The organism is Paenibacillus sp. F4, assembly GCF_002894905.1.
Lineage (GTDB): Bacteria > Bacillota > Bacilli > Paenibacillales > Paenibacillaceae > Paenibacillus > Paenibacillus polymyxa_B.
Map to the genome: position 1 here is coordinate 22,092 of NZ_POVS01000035.1, position 6,583 is coordinate 28,674.

Sequence of the window (6,583 nt, forward strand, 5' to 3'; positions counted from 1 at the left end):
GTCTCCTTTTTGCTGCGCTTGAATCTTTAAGGGCAGTCTGTTTTTTGGAACATTTTTAGTGTAGCAATCAAGTCTTTCTTATTTCTCTCCTGTTCCTTACTTTTTTCTTTCTCGAATTAAGCTTCAACTCTCAAGTGATTTACCGATAAAAAGCTATATTTATGTTGGGACAGCTTTATATGTATGTTGCCAACCTATAAAATAAAGACAAGAAGAATCCTCATAGTTGAAAAAAATAGGAGATGACAATAAATGAAAGCCTGTGAACCTCTGACTATTTCATCTGAAAGCGGATACAATCTTCAAACTGATGAAAGTGTGCCAATTGCCCACGCCTGGAACATGATTGTGCGAGATCATAAGCAAGTGTTTGGCAAAGAGCCATTGCAAACAGAAGTAGAGCCCTCGATCATTATCCGTTATGCGCAGGAAGGAGATAGCTGTCCGCATTGGCCAGAGGGCTATTGTCTGCGGTTTGTTGCTGGTAGCAAGGGAACGGTACTCCATATTATTGGCCGTGATGAATTAGGAATTATTTATGGACTGCTTCATTACAGCCGTTTCGCTCTGGGTGTGGAGCCGTTCTGGTTCTGGGCGGAGATTCTACCGCCTAAGCGGGATTCCATAGTTTTGCCGAGTCTGAATGTTGACAGTATACCGTCCAAGGTCCGATATCGGGGATGGTTTGTCAATGATGAGGTGTGCTTGATTGGCTGGAAGGATGATTATCCACCGACGGAGCAGGTGTGGCAGCCGGTTTTTGAAGCGTTACTGCGCTGCGGTGGAAATATGGTGATTCCCGGAACCGATTTACCACGCACAGGTATCCATCATAAGCTTGCAGCAGACATGGGCTTATGGATCACACATCATCATGCTGAACCGTTGGGGGCGGAGATGTTTTTGCGCGCCTTTCCGGGTAAACAAGCTAGCTACAGAGAGCATCCCGAGTTGTTTGAACAGCTGTGGCAGGAAGCGATTGAACGGCAAAAGGAAGAGAAGATTGTATGGGTATTATCTTTTCGCGGGCAGGGTGACAAGCCTTTTTGGGAAGATGATCCTTCCTTTAATACGCCGGACAAACGTGGACAATTAATCTCGTATGTGGTTCGCAAGCAGTACAATATGATCTGTGAATTTGTGGAGCATCCTGTATGCTGTATGGCGATGTATGGTGAGATTGCCGAGTTATACAAGCAGGGGCATATTGAAGTACCCGAAGGGGTGATTAAAATATGGGCGGACAATGGTTACGGTAAAATGGTATCTCGGCGCCATGGGAATCTTAATTATCGTGTACCAGCATTGCCTGAGGCGCAGGATGGGGGCAAGAATGGAGTATATTACCATGTGACCTTCCACGACTTGCAAGCGTCGAACCATCTTACCCAATTTCCCTCCTCAGCCAGCTTGATTGTAGAGGAATTGACAGCAGCGTTTACTACAGGGGCGGACGAGTACCTGCTGGTCAATTCAGGAAATATTTTGCCACATGTATATACGCTGGATTTAGTAGCAAATTTATGGACGAAGGGTAAAGTGAATACTGAAGAGCAGCTTACTGATTTTATCGGACGGCTGTACAGTAGTCAGCTTCAAAAGATTTCCCAATTATACAGGGATTATTCCCGTTGCACTATCGATTATGGCCCGCATAAGGATGATCGAGCAGGGGAGGAATTCTATCACCATCCGGCTCGGCAAATTATGGGGTATTGGCTACAAGGTAAAGAAGGCAGTGATGAACGGCTGTACTGGGCTACTGGAGAAAGGCCTTTTCCTGAACAGGTACGCTGGTTCAAGGAAAAAGCCGAGTCGGCAATCCCGGACTGGGTTGAACTGCGAGAGCGGTGTCTACGAATAATGAAGCAGTTGTCTGAAGATGAATGTCGCAGGCTGTATAATCAACTGCTTGTGCAGATTGAACTGCATCTGAGTGGTTCACGTGGACTGGCAAGCTTATGTAGCGCTTATGGGCTGTTCCTTGAAAAAGATTATCCACGAGCTTTTATACAAGCTTCTCATGCCGTTTGGAGCTACCGAATGGGTAAAGAAGCTTTATCGCTCGCAGGAACTGGAAGATGGGAGCATTTCTACCGGGCAGATTGGTTAACCAATCTGGATAACACTATTTCTCATGCGGACACTGTGCGGAGATTTCTTCGTCTTCAGGGAGACAGTCCGGATATGTTCCTGTGGTCCAAACAATATTTAATGCCAGAAACAGAGAAATATATCTACCTAGAGAATACGCATCGCAAGCCCCTTCCCGATGATGAGTTGGCACGCTGTCTGGAGAAGGTATTATATTAAAAAGGAAGGCATGTAGCATAAGAAGCAACAGCGTCTGCCTGCAACCTTTTCAGCTTATACTACGTCAATGAAGTTGTTAATGGCCAAGCGGCCTAATTCAACTACAAGGTGGAACATAACATGAGTATGAGAAAAAGTGCATTTGCAGCCATTACAACTGTAGCCATTTTGTCCTTCTCCATTGGAGGTCAAATGTCTGCCGCAGACCGTCAATTTAAGGATTTGGATAACGTAAGTGGTAAAGAAAAAATTATATCCCTTAAAGATCAGGGTCTACTCAAAGGTGCCTCTGACACGCAGTTTCTCCCGTCATCTAAAGTCACCGCTGCCCAAGGCATTCAGTTGATCTCCGGCGGATTCCAGCTCAGTTTGGCCGCCATTGATTTGAACAAGGAGCCACAGGTCAGTAGACTGTTTACCCATGTTAAGGATAATGCATGGTACGCCGAAGCTTTTATCAACGCTCATTATAATGGTGTGGTTATTCCAAAGGATATTGATCCTGCCAAAGCTCTGACTAAGGAACAGTTCACCCACATGCTGATTCAGGGCATGGAAAAAGCAGGCGCTCTTCCGATGATTAAAATCGCACCTGCGAATATTACGGATGACAGTGAACTGGAGCCTTCTTACCAAGGTAGCATTCAACGCTCGCTAGTCTACAAGGTCAATACCTTGGATGCAAATGAAAAGTTTCATCCAAAAAAAGAGATTACACGTGCCGAAGCTGCTGTTATGTTATATAATGCATTGGAATACCTGAATGCTCATACAAAATCGTAATAAATACAGCAATAAAGAGCTTTTCTTCTGAGGGAATTAAGCTTTCAGTTACTTGACATCATTATCGTTAATGTTATAATAAGGAAATCGAATTTAGACCTGCGGTAGCTGATTACCGTAAGGATATTTTCCTGGTCCTTCGGCATATAACACAGGTAACGAATAAATAAGCTGGCTCCGGATGAGGAGTTCAGCTTATTTTTTTGGATCAAAAAGCTTACCGTTTTCACAGATCTGCATATTGAGAGGAGACAGGGGTATGTTTGGGAATGACTGGGATGATGTACTACGAGAAGAGGTCGAAAAGCCATACTTTAATGAATTAAGGTATACGTTAGCCCGAGAGTACAAGTTACATAAGGTATATCCTCCAAAAGAAGACTTGTTTTCCGCACTTAAATTAACGCCATTTCATCTGACCAAAGCGGTTATATTGGGACAGGATCCATATCATGGAGAGGGACAAGCTCACGGTTTGAGCTTTTCTGTTAGACCTGGTGTGCGAACACCGCCATCTCTACTAAATATATATAAGGAGCTTCGCGATGATATCGGTACTCCCATTCCGAATCAGGGATACCTCGTTCCTTGGGCTGAGCAAGGTGTGCTGCTGCTAAACAACGTGTTAACCGTGCGTGAAGGACAACCGCAATCTCACCAGGGAATAGGTTGGGAACGTTTCACGGATGCTGTCATTGAAGCGATTAATGAGCGCGAGCAGCCAGCAGTGTTTATTTTGTGGGGGAGCCATGCTCAGAAAAAAGCAAGCTTCGTGAATACCAGCAAGCATTTGGTGCTGAAATCCGTTCATCCGAGTCCATTGGCGGCTCACAGAGGCTTTTTTGGCAGCAAGCCTTTTTCGCGTACCAATGCATTTTTGCAGGAGCATGGAATGGAGCCGATTCGGTGGGAGATTCCTAACCGCTAGCACTGGAGGTGAGGACATGCGTCAATGGAAGGGACGTCAGGTCATTTTATATCACGGCAACAACGATCATACCCAGAAGGTGCGCGGCACGCTTGAAAAATGGGATGATATACGAAAGTGCGTTATTTTAGGCCCGAAAATGCTGGCTATTCCTTTTGAAAATATTACGTATATTACCATGCTTCCTCCGGGGCGTGAGCGTAGAAGCCGCCATCCGGCGAAGCTGAACGCTATCGGTTATGTAATGAGTGTTCCGTTACAGTTTGATAATGCCATTCATTTTCAGTCGGCGGTGACGATTTGGAGAGAGGATCAGCTGATTGCTTATAATGTAAAGCTGGTTAGTCACTCGGCACACAATGTAATCCTTGAAGATGGACTAACCTTATCTAAAGAAGAGCATTTGTTTGTGGTAAGGTCACTGCGTGGAGAACTTTAACTGTAATTATTCACCTTTTTTTGATGAAGGGTTCAATTTAGTCAGCTGCTAACCGATAAAAGTAATGGGATTGTTAATTATATCCTATTTTATAGAGATGAAACTAAGGGAGAGAAACGAATGGAGCGTATGAGACGTATGAGCAAACGGAGTACCTTCTTACTTGCTTTGCTGATGTTTGTATTTGCAGCATGGCCAGCGGGTTTGATCCGGGCTGAGGAGAGCACGACCTCCACGGTACAGTGGGACAGTCAAAATCCGACTACATTGAATCTGGGTGGAAGCCCCGCTCAATTAAAAGTGTGGTCATTGACAGAAAAGGGCAAAGAAGATGTTACCCAAAAGGCAGAATGGATCTCTGGGGATTCAAGCATTTTAAAGGTTGATAAGGGGCTCATTACTCCTGTGTCAAAAGGGCAGATTAAGATTGTTGCCACATATGAGCAGCAAACGGTAAGTACAACGATTACTGTAAAATCGCCTTACAGCAAGCTGCAATTAAATCCGTCTAGTCCCATTAATTTGACGATTGGCGGAGAATCAAAGCAATTGACTGCTCAAGGTGTACTTACTGGAGGTGGGACGGAAAATGTATCCGGTGTCGAATGGACTTCTTCGAATGCGGCTGTTGCTACCGTTGAAGATGGTCTTGTTCGTCCACTTGCCAAAGGCGTGACTTACATTAAAGCAAGCAAAGATGAACTTAAAGCACAAACGATTGTGTATGTGCGTTCTTCTTCTCAGGCGTTAGTATTGAGTGCAACTGGGGCCAAATCGGTCTTTCTGGGTAGCTCCCCAATTCAGGTTAGTGCAACCGATGTCAACCTGACTGGCGGCAAAACAGATGTAACCAACACGGCAGAATGGACTTCCTCCAATCCGCTGGTTGCCACAGTCGAGCAAGGTAAAATCACACCGATGGATGCAGGCAATTCGACGATTACAGCGTCCTATCACGGTTTGAGCAAGACTCTGAAGATTAATGTACTTCCGACGGTTGAAAAACTGGTTTCGAGCAAAGCCAGTCTGACTCTCGAAACAGGAGGCAAAACTTCTCTTCCGAGTATATCTGCTTATTTGGTCAATGGAGCAAAAAAAGCAGTTCAATCCGATGTAAAATGGAGTTTAAGCAGTGAAAGTGCAGTTAAAATAGCAAATGGTAAGCTAGTTGCAGTGAACCCAGGCAGTGCAACATTGACAGCAACGGTAGGTGCGCTCAAACTGGATATTCCAGTGACTGTGCAATACAAAGTGCTCAAGCTGACCGCTTCTGAGAAAAAATATGTATTGGTTGCAGGCCAAGAAGCAAGTATTCCGACAGTAAAAGCACACATGGCTGGTGGCGGAATCCTTGATGTTACCAATCAGGTAAGCTGGGTAGGTACAACAGCCGCAGTTACAGTAGCAAATGGTAAAGTAAAAGCGGTGAATGGCGGTAACTCTGGAATCAAGGCTATGTATATGAACAAATATGTGAAAGTACCTGTCATTGTGGAAGGAGCCATCTCTACATTGACACCAAGCTTTTCGAGTGCTGATATGAATTTGAAAGGAAGTAAGTCCATCAAAGTCATCGGCATATATACGGATGGTAAAAAAGCTACGCTGAGCAGCAAAGTGAAATGGACATCATCGAATGCTTCCGTAGTAATCGTAAAAGGCTCTTCCATTAAAGCCGTTGGAATTGGAAACGCAACGATTACGGGCACATATCAGGATAAGTCGTTTAACGTTGAGATCAAGGTCACACCTAAGCTGCTCAAACTGGTATTAAGCAATAAAAACCTGAAGCTGCCTAAAGGCTCCTCTCAAGTGCTTAGTGTGAATGCAGTTTATGATTCAGGCGCAACTACCAATGTGACGAGCTCAGCGGTATGGACATCTTCCAAACCGTCGATCGTACAGGTTACTGGCGGTCAGGTGAAGGCGATTGATACCGGAAGTTCCAGTATCAAAGTAGTCTATGGTGGTAAGACTGTAGCGACATCGGCTAGAGTGTTAAAATAGTCTACGCATATTGCCACATCCACTTATACAAAATAACCCCCGGTCCAAAGTGGTCAAGACCCCATTTTATAGACACTGAAAAAAGACCCTAGGCTATAAGCTGCTTCCGATAC

Annotated in this window: 5 protein-coding genes; all 5 read left to right on the plus strand. The window is 44.7% G+C overall.

Annotated elements, in window-relative coordinates; genetic code table 11:
* Positions 1–252 precede the first annotated feature (252 nt).
* Positions 253–2,313: a glycosyl hydrolase 115 family protein gene (locus tag C1T21_RS26600; RefSeq protein WP_103050363.1), complete on the plus strand. Its 2,061-nt coding sequence runs from the start codon at positions 253–255 to the stop codon at positions 2,311–2,313.
* Positions 2,314–2,433: 120 nt separating this feature from the next.
* On the plus strand, positions 2,434–3,096 hold the full coding sequence (locus C1T21_RS26605; RefSeq protein WP_103050364.1) for an S-layer homology domain-containing protein: 663 nt from the start codon (positions 2,434–2,436) through the stop codon (positions 3,094–3,096).
* Between the two features lie 259 nt (positions 3,097–3,355).
* Positions 3,356–4,024, plus strand: a complete 669-nt coding sequence (locus tag C1T21_RS26610) for a uracil-DNA glycosylase (RefSeq protein WP_013310967.1) — start codon at positions 3,356–3,358, stop codon at positions 4,022–4,024.
* Between the two features lie 16 nt (positions 4,025–4,040).
* Positions 4,041–4,463, plus strand: a complete 423-nt coding sequence (locus C1T21_RS26615) for a hypothetical protein (protein WP_103050365.1) — start codon at positions 4,041–4,043, stop codon at positions 4,461–4,463.
* Positions 4,464–4,583: 120 nt separating this feature from the next.
* Positions 4,584–6,470, plus strand: a complete 1,887-nt coding sequence (locus C1T21_RS26620; protein ID WP_103050366.1) for an Ig-like domain-containing protein — start codon at positions 4,584–4,586, stop codon at positions 6,468–6,470.
* Positions 6,471–6,583 lie beyond the last annotated feature (113 nt).

Excerpts from the sequence above, each read along its gene's own strand:
- C1T21_RS26610 (WP_013310967.1), top strand. The coding sequence starts at position 3,356 with ATGTTTGGGAATGACTGGGATGATGTACTACGAGAAGAGGTCGAAAAG.
- C1T21_RS26600 (WP_103050363.1), top strand. The coding sequence starts at position 253 with ATGAAAGCCTGTGAACCTCTGACTATTTCATCTGAAAGCGGATACAAT.
- C1T21_RS26615 (WP_103050365.1), top strand. The coding sequence starts at position 4,041 with ATGCGTCAATGGAAGGGACGTCAGGTCATTTTATATCACGGCAACAAC.
- C1T21_RS26605 (WP_103050364.1), top strand. The coding sequence starts at position 2,434 with ATGAGTATGAGAAAAAGTGCATTTGCAGCCATTACAACTGTAGCCATT.
- C1T21_RS26620 (WP_103050366.1), top strand. The coding sequence starts at position 4,584 with ATGGAGCGTATGAGACGTATGAGCAAACGGAGTACCTTCTTACTTGCT.